A 20546-nucleotide genomic window follows, 5' to 3' on the forward strand; every position below is an offset into this window, starting at 1 on the left:
GGGGTCAGGTCAAGTCGCACGCTTTTCGCGACTTGACCTGACCCCACGGGTGTGGCTGCCTCGAGCACTGCTCGTGACGGGACCACCCCACGCAATCGCGCCCAACGCACGCAACAGCAAGCCGCCCAACGAAACAGGCGTGCCATCTACCTACGAACGGCGCCGGCCCGGTCCTTGATCAGTTGGCGGGGTCCGGGGCGGAGCCCCGCGCCTGAAACAGGCGCCCAACACGCCAACGCAACCAGCCCGACGAAGAAAAGATCAACACCGAGCCATCTGGGGAACCCGGCTCTCCGGCGCGTCATCCACCTTCAACTCGCCCCCCTCCCACACCAGCACGTAAACCACCCGCCACCGAATACAAGCCTCCGGCAAGGCAGGCGGAGCCTTGGCAACGTCCTGAGTGGACACAAAAGAGATCAGCACCCGCAACCGCCGCGCGACCACGTCCGACTCGACGCGCTGCACCACCACCCCGCCGTCCCGGGTGCTCTCGTAAGCAGCCACCCACCCGGCCTGAGGCGTGGAGGCGACCCGGCGGGCGGACACGAAGGACCGCCAGGCGGAGAAGTCCCGCGAGTTGATCGAGTCGAAGTACCCCTGCAGCACCCGCTGCACGGAGGTCCGGTCCGGGTGCGTGAACGAGTCGGGGCTCAGCCGCACCTCGGCGGTTCCCGGCAGCGGTCCGGCGGAGGACGGCACCACGGGCGCGCCCTTGGCCTCGGCGGGGCGCGAGTACACGGTCCGCCCCACCATCCCGGCCGCCACCGCGGCGCCGGTGATCACCACCACGGCCGGCACCAGCCAACGGCTCGCCATGCTCCCCACGCACGCAGCCTAGTCGCACGGCCCGCCGGACAGCAGAGGCCCACTCGCCCGACAAGACGCGTTACATCAAAACACAATATTCACTCTAAAGTGCACGTGCGATTTGAATCACAAGGTGCATGCAGCAAGACAATGTTTGCGACATAGGTTTTCGAGCGGCAATCTCATACTACGAATGGGTACACACAGGGTATCCCGTACCGCCGTTCGGCCGCATCAAACACGCATTGGATGCCAATTTCGGCTTCACCCGGAAAGAGCAGGCGACACAGTGCGTGCACGACGGTGTACCTCACCCACCTATACGTCGGGCGCGAAGTGGAATACCGCAGCTCACGGAGTCGCGCTATCAAGAACCGCCGAGTTCCGTTTAGCGTGAGCGCACAAGAAGGCCTCCAGAACCCCCTCAGACAAACCTTGCGACCGGGTGAGACGGGCCCAAACTTCATCACGCCACGTCACATACGCACCGGTAACCCACCCTCCTTTGAGCACGAACGGGTCACCCATATGACCCCAATGGCGGATTGGCCATAAGCGCGAAATTGTGCGGGAATATGCCGCGTCAAAGAAAACGCAAACGAGTCGGAGAGGGGAATTCGGTGGATCTCAGATACGAGGCGTACTGCTTCGCGGACCGGCACTTCTACGATCTGCAAAACAGCACCGAAACCACCTCCGGCGACGACTTCTCCACCGATCTCCCCGCGCTCCCACACGACTGGGTGATGGTTGAGCGCAACGTGTGGCGGCATCAGCAACCCGAAGGGGTGCAGCTGCCGAACCAAGGGTGGAAGATTCACGTTTCCGCTGGACTCGACAACGCCGGCCGTGTACTGAAGGCCGCTTTCGACTACTGCGTCGAACGACGTGTCGCTTTCAAGTACCTGCGGACGATGTCGATCGTGCTCGCCCGCAACTCGAAGTACGCACCCCGCGAGGGCAGCGGCAAGCTGATCACCATCTACCCGACCAGCGACGAGCAGCTCGAGACCATCTGCACCGAGCTCGGGCAGCTCCTCGACGGCGAGCACGGCGCGTACATCCTGAGCGACCTGCGCTTCGGCACGGGTCCGCTGTACGTGCGCTACGGCGGGTTCGCCGAGCAGTGGCTGGAGGTCGACGGCCAGCGGGTGCTCGCCATCGAGGGCCCCGACGGCGCGCTCGTCGCCGACAAGCGCAAGCCCGTCTTCAGCACGCCCGAGTGGATCGAGCTGCCGGAGTTCCTGGCGCCGCACCTCGCCGAGCGCAACGCCGGCGACCCCGCGAAGTTCCCGTACCTGATCAAGAGCTCGCTGCACTTCTCCAACGGCGGTGGCGTCTACCTCGCGACCCGCAAGAGCGACGGCAAGGAGGTCGTCCTCAAGGAGGCGCGGCCGCACGCCGGGCTCGACCGCGAGGGACGCGACGCCGTGGCGCGGCTGGAGCGCGAGTTCGAGATCCTCACCAGGCTGCACGGTGTGGCCGGCGTGCCCGAGGTGTACGACCGCTTCACCGAGTGGGAGCACCTGTTCGTCGCGATGGAGTTCATGCCGGGGCGCTCGCTCGGGCAGTGGCTCGGCCGCAACTACCCGCTGACGAACCAGGAGACCACCGCCGAGCAGCGCGACGCCTACCGCGTCCGCGCCCAGGCGCTCATCGCCAAGGTCGAGGACCTGATGGCGCGGGTGCACGAGCGCGGTGTCGTGTTCGGCGACCTGCACACGATGAACGTCCTGGTCGACGAGGACGACGAGGTCTCGCTGATCGACTTCGAGCTCTCGTCCACCATCGAGGACCTGCACCGGCCGACGCTCGGCTCACCGGGGTTCCAGGCACCGAAGGACCGCGACGGCTTCGACATCGACGCCTACCCGCTGGCCGCGCTCAAGCTGTGGATCTTCCTGCCGCTCAACACGGTGCTGGAGCTCGCGCCGGCCAAGCTGCGCCAGCACGTCCACGTGGCCGCGGAGCGCTTCGGCCTGGGCGACGACTACCGGCGGCAGATCCTCGACGTGCTCACGCCGCGCGTCGACCCGCCGGCCGACCCCGCGTTCACCTCGTTCGACGACGAAAGTCCTGATTGGACGGTCGTGCGCGGCGAGATCGCCACGGCGATCCTGAACAGCGCGACGCCGCACCGCCGGGACCGGCTCTTCCCCGGCGACGTCGAGCAGTTCGAGGTCGGCGGCACGTGCTTCGGCTACGGCGCCGCGGGTGTGCTGCACGCACTGGCGGAGAGCGGCGAGGGCCGGTTCCCCGAGCACGAGGACTGGCTGGTCAGCAGGACGAGGAACGACCCGCCGAAACAACCGGGCTTCTTCGTCGGCGCGCACGGCATCGCGCACGTGCTGGAGAACTTCGGCCACCACGACCTGGCGACCGAGCTCGTCGAGAGCTACGCGCCGCTGGTGCGCACGACGCAGGACCACGGGCTCAACGCGGGCCTGTCCGGCATCGGCCTCAACCTGCTGCACTTCGCGGACTCCCGCCGCGACGACGGCTTCACGGCGCAGGCGCAGGAGCTGGCCGACCGGCTCGCGCGGCAGCTCGACCAGGCACCGCCTCCCGGCCCTTCGGCGCGGGCGGGTCTGCTGCACGGCTGGTCGGGACCGGCGCTGTTCTTCCTGCGCCTGTTCCAGCAGACCGGCGAGCAGCGCTGGCTCGACCGCTCCGAACAGGCGCTGGAACGCGACCTGGCCGAGACGGTGGTCGCGGTCGACGGCTCGCTCCAGGTGCGCGACGGCACGCTCAGGACGCTCCCGTACGTCGGCGTCGGCGGCGCGGGCATCGCGCTGGTGCTCACCGAGTTCGCGCGGGTCGCGCCGGAGCGCCCGTGCGCGGAGAAGCTTCCCGGCCTGCTCACCGGCTGCACCGGCGAGTTCGTCATCCAGCCCGCGTTCACGCTCGGCAGGGCCGGGTTGATGGCGACGCTGGCCCACGCCGTCCGCCACCGGCCCGACGAACGCCTCGAGCGCGTCGTCGACCAGCACCGCAGGGCGCTGGGCTGGCACGCGGTGCGGCACGGCGGCGGGCTCGCCTTCCCCGGCATGCAGCTGCGCAGGCTGTCCATGGACCTCAACACCGGCGGCGCGGGCGTCCTGCTCGCACTGGCGTCCACAGTGGACCCGATACCGCCACTGCCCTTCCTGGGCTCACGAACGCCGGCCACCACTGGCCGGTAGCACGAAATCCGATCCCTTGATCTGAAGGAGAACTGTCATGGGCTTCATCCTCGACATGCAGGAGCTGGAGATCCCCGAGGCCACCAACGCGGTGCTCGAGGGCGGCCACGGCGGCGGCGCCGTCTCCAACGCCTCGCTGCTGCTGCCGTGCTCGCAGAGCACCGTGAGCCTGCTGGCCTGCTGAGTCACGCCACCGAGGTGAACACCGGCCGGTGAGCGGCATAGGCGAAGTATGCCGCTCACCCGCCAACTCGCAGTGCCCGGCAGCCGGCCAGCTGTCGGGCACTGCTCATGATGCGCCCTGAAGACCCGCGGAGGAACAGCCGATGGCCAAACCCGGTGACGCCCTGCTGTTCTCCGTCGTCCGCCGCGACCACCGGCCGTGGCTGCTGCTGGTCAACGCCGCCGTCGCCACGACCGGCGGCCTGTTGCTCCCCACGGCGCTCGCCAACGCCGTGGACATGGCGTTGAGCGGTACGTTCGTGCTGGTCACCGTGCTCTTCCTGCTCCTGCTGGCCGTGACCGAGATCATCGGCGACGCCATCGGCATCGTGCTCGCCGCGAGCATCACCAGCCGCGCCACGGCCTGGCTGCGTCGCAGGACCTCCCGGAAGCTCCTCTCCCTCGGGCACCCCTCCCCGTTCGCCGCAGGCGACGCCGTGAGCCGCGTGACCGGCGACTGCGGCAACGCGGGCGGTGTCGCCGTCACGGTGGTCACGCTGCTCGTCACGGCCGTCTCGTCGGCCGGCGCGGTCGTCGCGCTGGGGCTGCTGGACTGGCGGCTCGCGGCCGTGTTCGCGGTGAGCGTGCCGCTCGCGATGTTCCTGGTCCGCACGCACATGCAGCTCACCGCCGACGACGTCCTGGCCTATCAAGAAGTGTCCGGTGACGTGTCCGCACGGCTCGTCGACGCCGTCTCCGGCAGGCGCACGATCGCCGCCGCCGGCATCGCGCCCCAGGAGACCCGACGCGTGCTGCGTCCCCTCCCCCGGCTCGCCGCGGCCGGTGCGGGCATGTGGCGCACCCAGGCGACGATGATGTGGCGCGCCGGTCTGCTGCTCCCCGCCGTGGAGGTCGCGGTGCTGGTCACCGCCGGTTTCGGCGTGATGGCGGGCAGGCTGACCCCCGGTGAGGTGCTGGCGGCGCTCGGGTACGCCGCGCTGGGCATGGGTGTCGTCGGCCAGATCCCCCAGCTCACGGCGCTGGAACGGATGCGCGCGTCCGCGACCCGGATCGCCGAGGTCCTCGACGCGCCCGTCCCCGGCCGTCCCGCCGCGCTCCCCGGCGCCGGTGTCCTGGAGCTCCGCGACGTCAGCGTCGGGACGGCCCTGCGCGACGTGTCCCTCTCCATCCCCGCCGGCACGTTCGCCGCGATCGTCGGCAGCTCCGGCTCCGGCAAGTCGACGCTCGCCTCGGTGCTCGGCGGACTGTCCTCTGTGGACTCCGGCCGGGTGCTGCGCGACGGCGACGTCGGGTACGCCTTCGAGCGCCCGGTGCTGCTGGGCGCCACGATCGGCCGGGCGATCGGCTACGGGACGGACGCCGACGAGGTCCAGGTGCGGGACGCCGCCGTCGCCGCGCAGGTCCACGACGCGCTGATCCGGTTGCCGCGGGGCTACGAGACCCCGCTCGCCGACGCGCCGCTGTCCGGCGGTGAGGCGCAACGGATCGGGCTCGCCCGCGCGATCGTCCGCGATCCCGAGGTGCTCGTGCTCGACGACGCCACCGCCAGTCTGGACACCGTCACCGAGGCGAAAGTGGACAGGGCTCTGACCACCGCGCTCCCCGGCCGGACGAGGGTGGTCGTCACCCATCGGCCGGCGACCGCCGCACGGGCGGACGTCGTGGTGTGGCTGGACAACGGCCGGGTCCGCGGCACCGGCACCCACCTGGCGTTGTGGGACGACGCGGACTACCGCGCCGTGTTCACCGGGGGCGAGTGATGCGCTTCTACCTCTCCACCCTCGCCGGGCACCGCCGGGCGGTCCTGGTCCTGCTCGCCTGGTCCGCGCTGGAGGGCGTGCCCGCGTTCTTCGGCGGCAAGCTCGTCGGATCGGCCGTCGACCGGGGCTTCGCCGCGGGACAGCCGCTGGCCGGTGTGCTGTGGCTGCTCGCGTTCGCCACCCTGGCCGTGGTCGGGGCGCTGGGCCAGCGGCAGGTGTTCGCGCGGCTCGGCGACGTCGTCGAACCCATGCGGGACGCCCTGGTCACGCGGATCGTGCACGGCGTCCTGAGCGACCCGGCGCACCGCCGCACGCCCGACGCCAGCGCCGTCGCGATGATCACCCGGCACGTCGAGGTGGTCCGCGACGCCACCGCCGGCGTCCTGATCCAGGCCCGTGCGCTGCTGGTCACGACGCTCGCCGCGCTCGTCGGGCTCGCCACCACGGCGACCGCGCTGATCTGGCTGGTGGCTCTGCCGATCGTCGTCGCCCTGGTGCTCTTCGGGCTCATGCTGCCGTCGCTCGCGAAACGGCAGCGCGACGTCGTGATGGCCGACGAACGGACGGCGGAAGCGTCGGGTTCGGTGCTCAGCGGGTTGCGCGACGTGACCGCCTGCGACGCCGCCGCCGAGGCGTACGCCGACATCTCCCGGGAGGTCGACCGGCAGGCCAGGGCCGCGGTGGTCGTGGCGTGGGCGAACTCGCTGCGCGCCACGGTGATCGCGGTCGGCGGGTTCGCGCCGATCGTGCTGCTCGTGGCGTTCGCGCCCCCGCTCGTGGCGTCGGGCCGGCTCACGACCGGTGCGGCGCTGGCCGCCGTCGTGTACCTGACGACCAGCGTGAACCCGGCCCTGCACGGTCTGGCGCGCACGACCAGCACCGTCGTGATGCGGCTGATGGTTGCGCTCAAACGACTTCAGGAAGCCGCACCGCGGACCGTCGTGCAGGCCGACGGCGAAACCCCGTCGGACGACGAGTTCGTGCTGGAGGACGTCACGTTCGGCTGGAGCGAGGACGCGGAACCGGTGCTGCGCGGCCTGTCACTCACCCTCGCCCCAGGCGACCACCTGGCCGTGGTCGGCCCGTCCGGCATCGGCAAGTCCACAATGGCCGGTCTGCTCACCGGCCTGATGCCACCGGGCTCCGGCAGCGTCCGGTACGGCGGCGTTCCCGTCCACCGGGTTGCACCCGCGATCCGCCACCACGCGATCGCCCTGATCCCGCAGGAGACCTACCTGTTCACCGGCACGGTGCGGGAGAACCTCACGCTCCTCGCGCCGTGGGCGACCGACCGCGACCTCGTCGAGGCGGCCGAAAAGGTTGGTGCCAAACCACTTCTGGACGGGCTGGGTGGTCTGGACGCCGCCCTCGGGCACGCCGGCGCGGGCCTTTCCGCAGGTGAGGCACAGCTCCTGGCTCTCGCGCGCGTCTACGTGACGTCCGCGAGAGTGGTCATCCTCGACGAGGCGACCTCGCACCTGGACCCCGCGGCGGAAGCGCGGGTGGAACGGGCTTTCGCGCAACGGCAGGGAGTTCTCGTGGTGATCGCACACCGGCTGAGCTCGGCGCTGAGGGCCGGCCGGGTGCTGGTCATGGACGGCGGCAAGCCGCTGCTCGGCACCCACGAGCACCTGCTCAGGACGTCCGCGCTCTACGGACGGCTCATGCTGGCCTGGGATCCCACGCACCGCGAGGAAACCCCGCTGCCCAGGGGCTGAGCGGGGTCCACACAGGACTGAACGGGCCGGTCAGCCCACACGGTGCAGCCAGGTGACGGGCGCGCCGTCGCCCGCACGGCGGAACGGTTCCAGCGCGTCGTCCCACGCGGCGCCGAGCAGCTCGTCCACACCGTGGGCGAACGACTCACCACCGCGGGCTCTCACCGCGAGAGTGCGCAACTGGTCCTCGTTGACCACGATGTCGCCGTTGGCCGACGTGCGCGCGTGCCACAGCCCCAGCACGGGGGCGAAGCAGAAGCGCTCGCCGTCCTGACCAGGTGACGGTTCCTCGGTCACCTCGAAGCGGAGCATTGGCCACGCGCGCAGCGCAGCCACGAGTTTCGCGCCGGTACCGGCGTCTCCGGTCCACGCGCATTCAGCGCGCAACTGTCCTGGTGCCGCGGGTTGCGCTGCCCACCTGAGGTCCACTCTGACACCCAGGGTGCCCGAGATAGCCCACTCGACGTGCGGACAGACCGCAGACGGCGACGAGTGGACGTAGACCACGCCACTGGTGCTGCCACGGGTGCTCACTGCTGACCTCCGCTGCTCGACGAGGGACGTCTTCCCCTACGCCTTTGCCGAGTGAGGTGATCACCGTGAAATCCCGCTCGCTGCATTCTGCCTCGACTTGAGGCATGTCCGCCATAAGAACCAGCTCGATCATCACCCGACCGGGGCAGATACAGGTCTTAAGTCCCGATCTCCCCGGCCGAGCGATGCGTGATCGTGATCTAGAGCGCGTTTACCGCGGCGACGACGTCGACGAGGCCTGTTCCCCTGTCGTACGAGGAGGTGTAGGTCCCGTCCGGCTGGTAGCCGGAGCCGTACCTGTGGGCCGTCGACTTCAGCGCCCGCTCGATGTCGGCCGGAGTCGCGGAAGGCTTGGCCTGGAACAGCTGTGCGACGATCCCGGCGATGTGCGGGGCCGCCATCGACGTGCCGCTGATCGTGTTGAACGTGCCGAGGTCGAGCGCGCCGGGACCGTTCTGCGGGTCCAGGCCGGTGGCGCAGATGGGCAGGTACAGCCGGCACGACGAGGTGATGTTCTCGCCCGGTGCGGAGATGTCCGGCCACGTGGAGGGGTCCGTCGCGAGGCCGCGGGATGAGAAGTCGGACACAGCGCCGTCGCGCGTACCCGTTCCCAGGTCGTTGTAAGCCGCAACGGAGATCACACCGGGAGTGGGGTCGATTCCGGGCGGGTTGGACAGGTTCGCCGACCCGTCGCCGCCGTCGTTGCCGTTCGCCCACACGACGACGACTCCCTCGGCCACGAGCTGTCGCTGCAACTTGACAGTGACCGACTCAGGGTCGAACGCACCGCCGCCAGACGGACCATAGGAGTTGTTGACGACCTTGATCGGCGGGCAGGTGGCTGCGGGCACGCCGGCGCCGCAGGGGGCGTCGTGGTTCTCCAGCACCCAGTTCAGCGCGGCGTCCGCGCCGAGGATGAGGACCGCCGCGCCGGTGGAGATCACGACGCCCTTCGCGCCGGGCGCCGCGCCGCGGATCACGGGTCCGCCGGTGGTCTGCACGTCGCCGCCGATCGCGATGCCGGTGACGTGCGTGCCGTGACCGCCCAGCGAGGTGGTGTCGGTGTCGAGGAAGTTCGGCACCGGCACGATGCAGTTCGTCTGCGTCGAGCCGTCCAGGCAGAGGCTCTTGAGGTTGCGGACGATCCGGCCGCCGAACGACGGGTGCGTCGGGTCGACACCCGAGTCGATCACCGCCACCGACACGCCCTCGCCGGTGAGCCCGAGGCTGTCGCGCGCGTCGAGGCCGCGGGTGGCGGTGTGCGAGGTCGAGCCCAGGAACCTGATCGGTCGCTGGGCCTCGACCCGCGTGACGCCCGTCTTGCTCCTGGCGGACGAGATCCGCGCCGAGTCACCCCTCGCGGCGACGACGCCGATCTTGCGGAAGCTCGTGACCTTCTGCAGACCGGCGGCCTCCACAGCCCGTTCAGCTGCGGTGATGTCGGTTCCGTGGACGTAGACGGTGGAGGTCGGGGCGGCCGTCGCGACAGGGGATGCGACGGCCACCAGCAGTACGGCGAGCGATGCAGCGCGTGTGTACATGGACCCTCCGTGAACATAGGCAGGCAATTCATCCAACGAGTTGTCCACAATCCGGTGACGGCGATCACGCAATGTCTCGACTGGCTGCGGTTGCCCGACCCCGGACCGCTACGGTGTCCCCCCGTGCGGAAAGGTAGGGACTCGTGCGGCTGATCCGTCTGGGCGCTGAGCCTTCGGCCATCGGGGCGGACGTCCGTGCCGCCCTCACGGCGTGCGGCGCGGGTACCCAAGCCCTCGGTGGCATCGCGTTGATCGGCGTCCAGCCGCCCGACTGCCCCGTGCCCCTCGACGCGATCGTCGTGCTGCCCAAGGGCGTGCTGGTGATCGTCGGCGTCGACCTGCCGGACCCGGCGGTGAAGCTCGAGGCCCCGCTGAACGACCAGTGGAAGATGGACGGCTGGCCGCTGGTGTCGCAGGACGGCTCCCCGAACCCGGCGGCCGAGGCCGTGGCGGCGGCGACCGCGGTGGCGCAGCGCATCCAGAAGATGCGCGCGGAGCCGCTCCCGGTCAGCACCGTCGTGGCGGTCGGCCCGTTCGTCAGCCAGGTCGTGCAGCCCACCGTCGACCTCAACCGCGGCGTGCGCGTGCTGCATCCCAAGCTGACCACGTTGCTCACCGCGGCCCGCGAACTGGCCACGGCGACCGTGCCGTGCACCGCGGACCACGCGGCGAAGCTCCTCGCGATCCTGCAGACCACCGGCACGCCACCGGACGCGCGCTCGTTCCTCGCCGAGGGCTTCAGCGACGCGGTGTCCCCCGACCTGGCCTCCGCCAGCACGATGCTGATCCCGAAGGTCCAGCTCCGCCGGCCGCTGACCCGCAAGCGCTTGCCGGAGGGCGCGCCCCGCAAGACGCCGTGGACGTTCCTCGCGGCGGTGGGCGTCGTCGCGCTGATCCTCATCATCTGGCTCCTGGTCCTGCTCTCCGGCAGCGACGACAACGCGACCGGCGCCACCACCGAACCGACGGTGCCGCAGCCGACGACGGTGGTCGTGGACGGCACGGCGTTCGTGCCGAAGGACGCGAAGAAGGACAAGAACTGCCAGGCCCAGGCGTTCGGCGACGTCAAGGCGTGGCTGATCGCGAACGAGTGCGGCGAGCTCCTGCGCGCCACCTACGAGACGACGGTGTCCGGCAAGCAGGCGACGGTCCTGGTGGCCGACCTGGACGTGCTGGACTCGCCCTCGGCTCGTGCCCTGATGTCCGTGGTGTCGCTACCCGGTTCCGGCGGCGTGCACGGCCCGGACGGCAAACCGCTGGAGAACGCGGCGTTCGCCAGCGCGGCGAAGGGCAGCCACGTGCAGCTGGCGTTCGTGGTGTGGTCCGGCGGCTCCGGCGACACGGCGCTCGACCCGATCGCCAAGTCCGCGTTGCGGCTGCCCGCCACCCGGTAGAGGGTTGTCCGCATGGTCGGACAACTTCGCTCTGTCGTGCTCGATTGCCCTGATCCTGCCGAGCTGGCCTCGTTCTACGAGAAGGTGCTGGGGGCGGAGAGGCTCGCCGGGGGTGACGACACGTGGGTGGTGATCGTCGCCTCCGGGACTCGGATCGCTTTCCAGCGGTCTGATGACTACCGGCCGCCGGTGTTCCCGGATCCTCACGGGTCTCAGCAGTTCCACCTCGATGTCCTCGTCGAGGACGTGGAGGTGGCTGAGGCCCAGGTGCTGGAGCTGGGGGCTCGGGTGGTGCAGAAGGACACCGGGGATGATTTCCGGGTGTACGCGGATCCGGTGGGGCATCCGTTCTGCTTGATGTGGTTGTGAGATTGGCTGGGGGGTTCCAGCGTGGTTGCGTTGGCCGTGCGTCGGTTCCTGTTCCAGCGTGGTCGTGTACCTCGGACGAAAGAGCGGGGTTCATCGCCGCTGACGCGTCGATAGCGATTGGGGCTTGACTTCGGGGCCCTTGCGAGGTGCTGTGGTCGGCCGGAAAAGGCCGGACGCTTCGCGACCGGCCGAGCCCGAGATGGGTAGCACCTCGCACCCAAAGTCAAGCCCCAATCGCACAAGAACGGGTGGGCCCACCGGCTCTAATCGGCGTCAGGGGTGACGGCTCGCCTTCGGCGTCGCTTGGAAGTGCTTGGGTTGGGTCGGCTCGCCTTCGGCGTCGGCTTGGAAGTGCGGGGGTCTTGACGGCTCGCCTTCGGCATCGCTTGACCAGGTGTGCCTGCGCATGAGCAGGCGCGCGGGGGCAGTGCGTGAGCACGCGCGCGGGGGCTGCGTCCGCAGCGGAAGTGTCAGACCCCCTGAGTACGTTGGGTCGCGGGGGATCCTGAACGCGAGGGGACGCCTGCGTCAGCTTGCCCCCGCGCTCCTCTCTCCTGGCGCCCACCTCGTCCCCCACCCCACCGTCCCCACACTCGGCTCCCCACCCCGGCGCGGGCCCCTTCCTCGCGCACGCACCCTCCGCGCGGGCCTACTGTGAGCGCCATGGACTTCGACGTCATCGTCATCGGTGGTGGCCCCGTAGGTGAGAACGTGGCCTGGCGGACGGCCGCGGGTGGCCTGTCCACCGCCATGATCGAGAAGGAGTTGGTCGGCGGCGAGTGCTCGTACTGGGCTTGCATGCCTTCCAAGGCGTTGCTGCGGCCTGGGCACGCGCTGGCCGCCGCGCGGCGGGTGCAAGGGGTGAACGCCGGGTCGTTGGACCCGAAGGAGGTGCTGGCTCGGCGTACGAGCTTCACCTCCGACTGGGACGACTCCGGGCAGGTGAAGTGGGCCGAGTCGGAGAACATCCACGTCATCCGCGGCGAGGGTGAGGTCACCGGCGAGCGCGAGGTCACCGTGGGCGGGGAGGTGCACCGGGCGCGGCTGGCCGTTGTCGTGTGCACCGGCAGCGTGCCGAAGATGCCGCCGCTCGAAGGCATCGACGACACTCCTGTGTGGACGTCCCGCGACGCCACGTCGGCTCGGGAGGTGCCGGAGTCGCTCGTCGTGCTCGGCGGTGGTGTGGTCGGCGTCGAGATGGCGCAGGCGTGGGCCCGGCTCGGGTCGAAGGTGCAGCTGGTCGTGTCCGGTGACCGGCCGTTGCCGCGGCTGGAGGAGTTCGTCGGGCCGCTGGTCGTCGAGGGCCTCCAGGAGGACGGCGTCGAGGTGCTGCTCAACGCGCGGGCCGCGTCGGTCAAGCCGGGCGAGCTGACGTTGCAGGACGGGCGGGTGGTCCGGGGCGAGAAGATCCTCGTCGCGACCGGGCGGGTGCCGGCGACGAAGGACGGCAAGCCGATGGCCATCGACGACACCGGGCTCGTGTCCGGTGTGGACGGACAGTGGCTGTACGCGGCGGGTGACGTCACGGGGCGTGCGTTGCTGACGCACCAGGGCAAGTACCAGGCCCGTGCGGCCGGGTCGGCGATCCTCGAGCGGGCTCGCGGGTCCGAGCCGGAGCCGTGGTCCACGGGGCAGGCGAACGCCGATCACGTCGCGGTGCCGCAGGTCGTGTTCACCGACCCCGAGGTCGCGTTCGTCGGCCACACCGCCGAGGAGGCGCGCAAGGCGGGGCGGGACGTCAAGGTGGTCGACCTCGACATCGCGGTCGCCGGGTCGTCGCTGCACGCCGACGGGTACAAGGGCAAGACGCGGATGGTCGTCGACGAACGGACGCGGACGCTGGTCGGCGTCACGTTCGTCGGCCAGGACGTCGCCGAGCTGCTGCACGCGGCGACCATCGCGATCGTCGGCGAGGTCCCCGTGGACCGGCTGTGGCACGCGGTGCCCGCGTACCCGACGATCAGCGAGGTCTGGCTGCGGATGCTGGAGGCCTACGGGCTCTGAGGGTCCTCCAGCACGGACCCCAGCACGCCGGTGAGCAGCTCGTTCGCCGTGCCGACCACGTACGCGCGGTCGTCCTCGTCGACTCGTTCGGCGAGCTTGAACAGCGCGTCCGCGGTCTGCACGGCGATGCGGAACGTCAGCATCACCGGGGCGTCGCCGTGCGCGCCGAACCGGGCGACGAACAGCTCGGCGAGGCGTTCGGCCATCAGCTCGTACTGGTCGACGCTCGCGTCGAGGCGGTGGCTGTCGAGCATGTCGCTGAACCGCACCCGCCCGAAACCGGGGATCTCGGCCATCATCCGCAGGTACACGCCGACGACCTGTTTCATGGCCTCGCGCCACGTGTCCGCGATCTGGCCGGTGGCGAACATCTGCTCGATCTCGCGCAGGCACGTCTCCATACCGCGAAGTGCCAGGGCGTGCACGACAGATCGTTTGTCCGGGAAGTACTGATAGAAAGAACCAATGGGCACTCCGGCCACTTCGACGATGCGGGCCGTGGTGATGTCGTCGTAGTCGTATTCGTTCAACAGGCTCGCGCAAGCGTCCACGATCGCGGTGACGGTCGCCGCGCCCCGTTGTTGCACGGGCTGCCGGCGCATCACCCTGGCCAACCTGCCCTTTGCCGGATTTTCATGCACGCCGACATCTTTATCCATAAAAGCGCACAAGCACAGCACAGGATGCCGACAGGTTTCAGCCCGGATCTCCGCGTCGTTTGCGGCGCACCACCCAGCCGAAGTCCACGAGGCACACGACGGCGAGTAGCAAGAGCAGCACGCCGAGCCAAACGAGATCAGCTCGCAGCGCCAGCCAGCCGGCCACCGAGTTGAAGACCAGGCCGAACCCGGCGAGCCACAGGCGCAACGTCAACGCGCTGCGCGGTGGCGCCGGGGGTGGCAGGTAGTCGCTCACCTCATCCGGTTTCCCTCAGCAACGGGGTCTCAACCCGGCGCAGCGGCCGCGGCGGCTTCGTCACGTAGGGCCGCACGAGCCGCGTCACGGCGAGGCCCGGCGCGATGAGGGGGACCACGGCGGTCAGCACCGCGGCGGTGATCCCGGCCCGGACGACGTCCCTCGGCATGACCGCGACGCGGTCAACGACGAACGCACGGCGCCCGGTGAGCGACACGGCGGCCAGAACGGCCAGGAACACGACCATGCTGAGCATCGCCCGCTGCACCGCGTGCTCGTAACCAGCGGCTTCTCCGGCGACCAGCACCGCGAACCACCCCGCGAGAGCCGGGAGCTGACCCTGTTCGGTGGTCGCGGCCCAGCACAGGCCGCCGAGCGTCGCGAGCCAGGCGAGGACGTCGACGCGCTCCTGGGCCCATAGGGAAGCCGAATCGAGTGGAATGCCGGTCCAGGCCAGCACACCGAGCGGGCTGAGCGGATTCTCGGCCAGCTGGCCGAGCACCCAGGCGAGTGTCCACGCGGACAGCAGGACCGCGACGACGAGCTGCCACCTGGGCCGGCGCACCACACAGCGGGCGAGCCGGACGATCTCCGCACGCGTCATACCCCCACCATGCCGTGATCTGGTGGTTCGTGGACAAACGTCACCCCAACGCTCACTCTGACGGCCCCCGCCCAGGGGCGTTGTTCACGCAGCGCTACCCACGATCGGGGCACGGATCTTTCCTATGCTGGAGTTCATGAGCATCGATCAGCTTCTGCGTCTTCCCAGCTACCTGATGCTCCAGCTGGTGAGGGAGGCGCGCCGGACCGGCCTGCGCGGACCCCACCTCGCCGTCCTCGCGCACCTGTCCGAACGCGAGGCCGTGGCGCAGAAGCGGATCAGCGACAGCGTGCGCATGGACCCGAGCGACCTCGTGGCGGTGCTCGACGACCTGGAGGGCTCCGGTCTCGCGCGGCGCCGCAGGGACGAGCGCGACCGGCGGCGGTTCACCGTCTCGATCACCGACGACGGCCGGCAGGCGCTGCGGGAACGACTGGACGCGGTCCGTGCGCACGAGGAGGAGCTGCTGGCTCCGCTGACCCCGCGCGAGCGCGATACGTTGACCACACTGCTGCGCAAGGCCTATCTGCACCACGCGGATCTGCGTGTAGATTAGACAGTCTGCGCTCACGCGACCGGGCGCGGGCAAGAGTGGGCGAGTCGGCATATAAACCGACGTCGCATCGTATCGAGAAATGAGGCAAGTTGTCAAGCGCCTCCGATGACCTCCGGCTCGCCGAAATGGAGCCGGAGCAGGAATACGTGGCCATGTTGTACGGCCGGCTCGACGACCTCCGCGAACAGACGTCGAAACGACTCGCACAATCGTTGCGACAAACCGGCGGAACGCACCAGATGCGGTCCGAGCGCGACACGTCCGTCGCGATGTACACCGATCAGCTGGCCCAGTACAGCGCTGTCGAGAACGGTCTCGCGTTCGGCAGGCTCGATTTCCACAACGGCGACCGCTTCTACATCGGCCGAATCGGTCTCTTCGACGAGGACCAGGATTACGAGCCGCTGCTGATGGACTGGCGGGCGCCCGCCGCCAGACCGTTCTACCTCGCGACCGCAGCCTCCCCGGACGGCGTGCGGCGGCGCAGGCACCTGCGGACCCGGTCCCGCAAGGTCATCGGCCTCGACGACGAGGTGCTCGACATCAACTCGGTCGAGCCGTCGCGCAACGAGGGCCTGACCGGCGAGGCGACGCTGCTGGCCGCGCTGAACGAGTCGCGCACCGGCCAGATGAGCGACATCGTCGCCACCATCCAGGCCGAGCAGGACACGATCATCCGGTCCGAGCTCAACGGCGTCGTCGTCGTGCAGGGCGGGCCGGGCACGGGCAAGACGGCGGTGGCGCTGCACCGCGCCGCGTACCTGCTCTACACCCACCGCCGGCAGCTGGCGAAGCGCGGCGTCCTGGTCGTCGGCCCGAACACGACGTTCCTGCGCTACATCAGCCAGGTCCTCCCCTCGCTGGGCGAGACCGGCGTGCTGCTGTCCACGGTCGGCGAGCTGTACCCCGGGCTGACCGCCACCGGCCGCGAGTCCGCGAGGACCGCCGCCGTCAAGGGCCGCCTGGAGATGGCGGACGTGATCGCCGCCGCCGTGCGCGACCGCCAGGAGGCGCCGGCGTTCGTCGAGGTGCGCTTCGACAACGACGTGCTGCGCCTGGACCGCCGCGCGATCTCCGACGCCCGCGGCCGCGCCCGCCGCACCCGCCGCCCGCACAACGAGGCCCGCCGCACGTTCGCGCGCGAGATCGTCTCGACGCTGGCCGGCATGGTCGCCTCCCGGTTGGGCAACCACCTGCTCGACAAGACCGACATGGACGACATCCGCCGCGAGCTGCGTGAGTCCGACGAGGTCCAGGCCGCGATCGCGTCGCTGTGGCCGGTCCTGACGCCGTTCACGCTGCTCTCGGAGCTCTACGCGAACCCGAAGCGCCGCAACCGCGCGATGGCGAAGTTCACCCGCGAGGAACGCGACCTGCTCCAGCGCTCCACCGACGACTGGACCCCTGCCGACGTCCCGCTGCTCGACGAGGCCGCGGACCTGCTGGGCGAGGACGACACGGAGGCGAAGGCCCGTGCCGAACGCCAGCGCCGCCAGGCCATCGAGTACGCGCAGGGAGTTCTCGACATCCTCGACCTGGAGGACGACGCGGACCCGGACCTCCTGATGGCCTCGGACCTGATGGACGCGTACAGCCTGGCCCAGCGCCACGGCGTCGACCGCTACGAGACCGCGGCCGAACGCGCCGCCGCCGACCGCACCTGGACCTTCGGCCACATCATCGTGGACGAGGCGCAGGAGCTGTCGGCGATGGCGTGGCGCACGCTGATGCGCCGCTGCCCCAGCAAGTCCATGACGGTGGTCGGCGACATCGCGCAGACCGGCGACATCGGCGGCGCCACCTCGTGGGGCTCCGTCCTGTCCCCGTACGTGCAGAACCGCTGGCGCCTCACGGAGCTGTCGGTGAACTACCGCACGCCGGCCGAGATCATGGAGGTGGCCGCGGACGTCCTCGCGTCGCTGGACGCCTCCCTGGTCCCGCCGACCTCCGTGCGCGAAACCGGTGTGGCGCCCTGGGTTTCCGCCGTCTCCTCCCTCTCCTCGGAGGTGCCGCCGCTGATCTCCCGCGAGGTCGCGGCGGTCGGCGACGGCAAGGTGGCGGTGATCGTGCCCGAGGCCCTGCTGCCGTCGGTGGGCGCTGCGGTCGTCGGCGCGGTGCCGGGGTCGTCGCAGGGCAACGACCTGGAGGAGGCGCAGGTCGTGGTGCTCGGGGTGATCGACGCCAAGGGCTTGGAGTTCGACTCCGTGGTCGTGGTCGACCCGGCCGGGATCCTGGCCGAGTCGCCGCGCGGTGCGTCGGACCTGTACGTCGCCTTGACCCGTGCCACGCAACGGCTTGGCGTCGTGCACACCGGCACGCTGCCGGATGTGCTATCCCGGCTGAAGGACGTTTCGTAGCGAACGGAGACCCGGATGGCCAGCATCGAGTCGGCGGTCATCCGGGTCGTCGTCGGGGTGAGCGACCAGCTGTCGTCCCGCCTGACCGACGCCGTGGAGCTGCCGCGGGTGTCGAACGCCGCCACCGAGGGCCTCCTGTCCGACCTGGGCCGCGCCGACGTCGAGGCTCTGGACGGCTACCTGTCCTCCCCCGACTTCGCCGCGGTCGTCGCCCAGAAGCGCATCGGCAACCTGGCGGGCAAGTCCGCGAAGGACCAGCTGCGCGAAGGCCTCCGCCTCTCCGGCCTCTCCGACCACCTGGTGGTACGGGTGACCGACTTGGTCCACGACGTGATGGTCGCCGCCTGCGACGAAGCCACCATGCTCTACGACGACACGAGCGACAGGATCAGCCGGAGCGACCTCTACACCGCGGCCGGCCAGAACGGCGCTCTGCTCAAGCGCCTCAAGTCCCTCGCCCGCGTGCACGCCTTCGCCGCCCGCATGCGCGACCAGGTGATCGCTCTGCACAGCCGGATCCGCATGCCGCACGTCGGCGTGAGCCGGTCGGTGCGGTACGACCAGCTGTACGTCCAGCCCACCCTGACCTCGGCGCGGCTCCGGCTCGGCGCTCCCGGCGAACGGGTGCTGGTGCAGGGCGACCCGGGTGCCGGCAAGTCGACCCTGGCCGCGAAGTTCGCCCACGACGTCGCCGTGTCCGGCCAGGTGCCGTTCCTGGTGGTGCTGCGGGAGTTCGCCGAGTCGTTCGACGAAGGCGGCCGGGACCTCCTGCACTACCTGGAGAAGCTCTGCCAGGCGCCGTACAACGTCAAGCCGCCGCGGGACGGTGTCGAGTACCTGCTGCGGACCGGGCGCGGGGTGGTGATCCTCGACGGGCTCGACGAGTTGGTGCAGGTCGAGCTGCGCCAGCGGGTGGTGTCGCTGGTGGAGGGGTTCGCGCACCTGTACCCGCTGGTGCCGCTCCTGGTGACCGCGCGGAAGATCGGCTACGAGGACGCGCCGCTGAGCACGGACCTGTTCACGTCCGGCTCCATCGAGGAGTTCGACTCCGGCCAGGTCGCCACGTACGTGACGCGGTGGTTCGAGCTGGACGAGGCCACCTCACCCGTCGAACGCGAGCGGCTGATCGCGTCGTTCCTGGAGGACAGCGCCTCGATCCCGGAGCTGCGCGGAAACCCGTTGCTGCTGACGTTGTTGTGCGCCATGTACTCCAGCGACCGGTACCTGCCGCGCAACCTCGCCCAGGTGTACGAGCGGTGTGCGCTCATGATGTTCGAGCAGTGGGACTCGAAGCGTGGCATCGCGCTGCCGTTGAAGTTCCACGGACGATTGCGCGGCGCCGTTCAGCACCTGGCGTGGACCATGTTCAACGCCGCGGAGTCCGGCAAGCCGTTGCCCCGCACCAGGATCGTCAACGTCCTCGCGAGCTACCTGGACGCCAAGCTCGACGACCACGACGAGTCGGTGGCGATGGCGGAGGAGTTCCTCGCCTACTGCACCGGTCGGGCGTGGATCCTCACCGATGTCGGTGCCGAGGTGTACGGATTCACGCACCGGACGTTCCTGGAGTACTTCGCCGCTGAGCACCTGGTGCGGACGCACCGGACTGCTGCGGAGTTGTGGGCGGTGTTGCGGCCGAACATCCAGCAGTGGGACGTCGTCGGCCAGATCGCCCTGCAGCTGTACGACCGCAACGTCGAAGACGGCGTCGACGAGTTGCTGATGGAAGCGCTGGAGGACGACGGGCTCACCTTCGCCGCACGGGCACTGCACTACGTCCAACCCTCGAATCGAACCACCCGCGCGATCGTCACCGCCGCGGTCGATGCGAGCGCTTCGCTCCCGGTCGAGATGCGCCTTCACGGCCCCACCGGCGTGGACAGCCCGCTCCTGGACTGCCTCGGCCACCACCAGATCATCACCGAGCGCCTCGACACACTCCTGCACCGCAACGAGTTCGGCGCCGCCCTGCTGCTCGACAGCTTGCCGGGTCTCGACGAACTGGTCGACCGGCACCGCACCCGGCTCGTCGGACTGTGGAAGGACTGCCCCTGGCCGCTGTACACCACCTGCTGGTTCGGCGTGGCCGAGAGACCTTCGCTCGCCTCGCGCACCGACCTGGACGCGAGACTGACCGACCAGCTGGCGTCCGAGCTGACGTCGTTGCCGACACCGTGGGACCTGCCAGGAACGCCCGTACCCGTCACGCCGGACAACGCCCTGCGCGCGATGCTGGCGCTCCCGTACTTCGAGACGACTGCCCAAGAGCGTGGAGACCTGGTCGTTCCGGGTCCCGAGTTCCCCGCTGCCGTCCGGGAGTTCCTCGAACGCTGGGCTCGGGGCGAGATCAGCGTGCTAGCAGAAGACCGACTGCCGCCGCCCCCACGCCCAGCGCCACGCTGACCACGACGTTCAGCAGCGCCGAGCGGTACTTCTCGCCCTCCAGCAGCTCGACCGTCTGGTAGCTGAACGTCGAGTAAGTCGTGAGCCCTCCACAAAAACCGATCCCCAGCAGCGGCATCCACGACGTCCCCACGATGAACCCGATGAGGAAGCACCCCAGGACGTTCACCGCCAACGTCCCGAACGGGAAGTCCGAGGACACCCGCGCCGACACGA

General features: G+C 69.9%; 17 protein-coding genes. 10 read left to right on the plus strand and 7 right to left on the minus strand.

Annotation, left to right across the window (positions count from 1 at the left end; all coding sequences use genetic code 11):
* Positions 1-261 precede the first annotated feature (261 nt).
* Complete coding sequence (locus VF330_RS01465) at positions 262-828, minus strand: hypothetical protein (RefSeq protein ID WP_330849625.1); 567 nt, start codon at positions 826-828, stop codon at positions 262-264.
* 602 nt (positions 829-1430) lie between these two features.
* On the opposite strand from VF330_RS01465, the gene lanKC reads away from it, so the two are divergent.
* The 4 genes from lanKC (at position 1431) to VF330_RS01485 (ending at position 7653) form a co-directional block, all read left to right on the plus strand.
* Positions 1431-3992: a class III lanthionine synthetase LanKC gene (gene lanKC / locus VF330_RS01470; protein WP_330849626.1), complete on the plus strand. Its 2562-nt coding sequence runs from the start codon at positions 1431-1433 to the stop codon at positions 3990-3992.
* Between the two features lie 37 nt (positions 3993-4029).
* A complete protein-coding gene (locus tag VF330_RS01475) occupies positions 4030-4176 on the plus strand; it encodes a SapB/AmfS family lanthipeptide (protein ID WP_330849627.1) in 147 nt (48 codons plus the stop codon).
* A gap of 142 nt (positions 4177-4318) precedes the next feature.
* The gene (locus VF330_RS01480) at positions 4319-5935 is read left to right on the plus strand and encodes an ABC transporter ATP-binding protein (RefSeq protein ID WP_330849628.1); all 1617 of its coding nucleotides are present in this window, start codon (positions 4319-4321) and stop codon (positions 5933-5935) included.
* Positions 5935-7653, plus strand: a complete 1719-nt coding sequence (locus tag VF330_RS01485; RefSeq protein WP_330849629.1) for an ABC transporter ATP-binding protein — start codon at positions 5935-5937, stop codon at positions 7651-7653. The genes VF330_RS01480 and VF330_RS01485 overlap by 1 nt, the downstream gene beginning before the upstream one ends.
* 30 nt (positions 7654-7683) lie before the next feature.
* Here the strand turns inward: VF330_RS01485 and VF330_RS01490 are convergent, their stop codons facing one another.
* Both VF330_RS01490 and VF330_RS01495 read right to left on the minus strand, forming a co-directional pair.
* Positions 7684-8187: a DUF3145 domain-containing protein gene (locus VF330_RS01490; protein ID WP_330849630.1), complete on the minus strand. Its 504-nt coding sequence runs from the start codon at positions 8185-8187 to the stop codon at positions 7684-7686.
* A 200-nt stretch (positions 8188-8387) separates the two neighbouring features.
* Positions 8388-9728 (minus strand): S8 family serine peptidase, encoded by a 1341-nt coding sequence (locus tag VF330_RS01495; protein WP_330849631.1) that lies wholly within the window; start codon positions 9726-9728, stop codon positions 8388-8390.
* Positions 9729-9871: 143 nt separating this feature from the next.
* Here VF330_RS01495 and VF330_RS01500 point away from each other — a divergent pair, with 143 nt between their 5' ends.
* The 3 genes from VF330_RS01500 (at position 9872) to VF330_RS01510 (ending at position 13495) form a co-directional block, all read left to right on the plus strand.
* Positions 9872-11122, plus strand: coding sequence for a hypothetical protein (locus VF330_RS01500; RefSeq protein ID WP_330849632.1), 1251 nt, complete (start codon positions 9872-9874; stop codon positions 11120-11122).
* Positions 11123-11134: 12 nt separating this feature from the next.
* Positions 11135-11491 carry a VOC family protein gene (locus VF330_RS01505; RefSeq protein ID WP_330849633.1) on the plus strand — a complete coding sequence of 119 codons (357 nt, stop codon included), beginning with the start codon at positions 11135-11137 and terminating at the stop codon, positions 11489-11491.
* Between the two features lie 663 nt (positions 11492-12154).
* A complete protein-coding gene (locus VF330_RS01510) occupies positions 12155-13495 on the plus strand; it encodes an NAD(P)/FAD-dependent oxidoreductase (protein WP_330849634.1) in 1341 nt (446 codons plus the stop codon).
* Here VF330_RS01510 and VF330_RS01515 read toward each other — a convergent pair.
* The 3 genes from VF330_RS01515 to VF330_RS01525 all read right to left on the minus strand — a co-directional run bounded on the left by VF330_RS01515 (position 13483) and on the right by VF330_RS01525 (position 15014).
* Positions 13483-14097 (minus strand): TetR/AcrR family transcriptional regulator, encoded by a 615-nt coding sequence (locus VF330_RS01515; RefSeq protein ID WP_330849635.1) that lies wholly within the window; start codon positions 14095-14097, stop codon positions 13483-13485. The two genes, VF330_RS01510 and VF330_RS01515, sit on opposite strands and share 13 nt — an antisense overlap.
* A 94-nt stretch (positions 14098-14191) precedes the next feature.
* Positions 14192-14410 (minus strand): DUF6343 family protein, encoded by a 219-nt coding sequence (locus tag VF330_RS01520; protein WP_330849636.1) that lies wholly within the window; start codon positions 14408-14410, stop codon positions 14192-14194.
* A 1-nt stretch (position 14411) separates the two neighbouring features.
* A complete protein-coding gene (locus VF330_RS01525) occupies positions 14412-15014 on the minus strand; it encodes a hypothetical protein (protein WP_330849637.1) in 603 nt (200 codons plus the stop codon).
* 136 nt (positions 15015-15150) lie between these two features.
* On the opposite strand from VF330_RS01525, the gene VF330_RS01530 reads away from it, so the two are divergent.
* From VF330_RS01530 to VF330_RS01540, 3 genes are all read left to right on the plus strand, one after another.
* Positions 15151-15570, plus strand: a complete 420-nt coding sequence (locus VF330_RS01530; RefSeq protein WP_330849638.1) for a MarR family winged helix-turn-helix transcriptional regulator — start codon at positions 15151-15153, stop codon at positions 15568-15570.
* Between the two features lie 125 nt (positions 15571-15695).
* Entirely contained in the window at positions 15696-17927 is a 2232-nt protein-coding gene (locus VF330_RS01535) for a HelD family protein (RefSeq protein WP_330849639.1), read from the plus strand.
* A gap of 15 nt (positions 17928-17942) precedes the next feature.
* Entirely contained in the window at positions 17943-20330 is a 2388-nt protein-coding gene (locus VF330_RS01540) for an NACHT domain-containing protein (protein ID WP_330849640.1), read from the plus strand.
* Here the strand turns inward: VF330_RS01540 and VF330_RS01545 are convergent.
* On the minus strand, positions 20275-20546 hold a 272-nt coding region (locus VF330_RS01545; RefSeq protein WP_330849641.1), incomplete at its 5' end, for a CrcB family protein. The genes VF330_RS01540 and VF330_RS01545 overlap by 56 nt on opposite strands.

The organism is Lentzea sp. (assembly GCF_036380075.1).
In the GTDB taxonomy this organism is placed as follows: Bacteria; Actinomycetota; Actinomycetes; order Mycobacteriales; family Pseudonocardiaceae; genus Lentzea.

What these genes read in the sequence shown, in the direction of transcription:
- VF330_RS01535 (WP_330849639.1), top strand. Translation starts at nt 15,696, where the DNA reads ATGGAGCCGGAGCAGGAATACGTGGCCATGTTGTACGGCCGGCTCGAC.
- VF330_RS01495 (WP_330849631.1), bottom strand. Translation starts at nt 9,728, where the DNA reads ATGTACACACGCGCTGCATCGCTCGCCGTACTGCTGGTGGCCGTCGCA.
- VF330_RS01510 (WP_330849634.1), top strand. Translation starts at nt 12,155, where the DNA reads ATGGACTTCGACGTCATCGTCATCGGTGGTGGCCCCGTAGGTGAGAAC.
- VF330_RS01475 (WP_330849627.1), top strand. Translation starts at nt 4,030, where the DNA reads ATGGGCTTCATCCTCGACATGCAGGAGCTGGAGATCCCCGAGGCCACC.
- VF330_RS01515 (WP_330849635.1), bottom strand. Translation starts at nt 14,097, where the DNA reads ATGCGCCGGCAGCCCGTGCAACAACGGGGCGCGGCGACCGTCACCGCG.
- VF330_RS01525 (WP_330849637.1), bottom strand. Translation starts at nt 15,014, where the DNA reads ATGACGCGTGCGGAGATCGTCCGGCTCGCCCGCTGTGTGGTGCGCCGG.
- VF330_RS01505 (WP_330849633.1), top strand. Translation starts at nt 11,135, where the DNA reads ATGGTCGGACAACTTCGCTCTGTCGTGCTCGATTGCCCTGATCCTGCC.
- VF330_RS01540 (WP_330849640.1), top strand. Translation starts at nt 17,943, where the DNA reads ATGGCCAGCATCGAGTCGGCGGTCATCCGGGTCGTCGTCGGGGTGAGC.
- VF330_RS01530 (WP_330849638.1), top strand. Translation starts at nt 15,151, where the DNA reads ATGAGCATCGATCAGCTTCTGCGTCTTCCCAGCTACCTGATGCTCCAG.
- VF330_RS01480 (WP_330849628.1), top strand. Translation starts at nt 4,319, where the DNA reads ATGGCCAAACCCGGTGACGCCCTGCTGTTCTCCGTCGTCCGCCGCGAC.
- VF330_RS01485 (WP_330849629.1), top strand. Translation starts at nt 5,935, where the DNA reads ATGCGCTTCTACCTCTCCACCCTCGCCGGGCACCGCCGGGCGGTCCTG.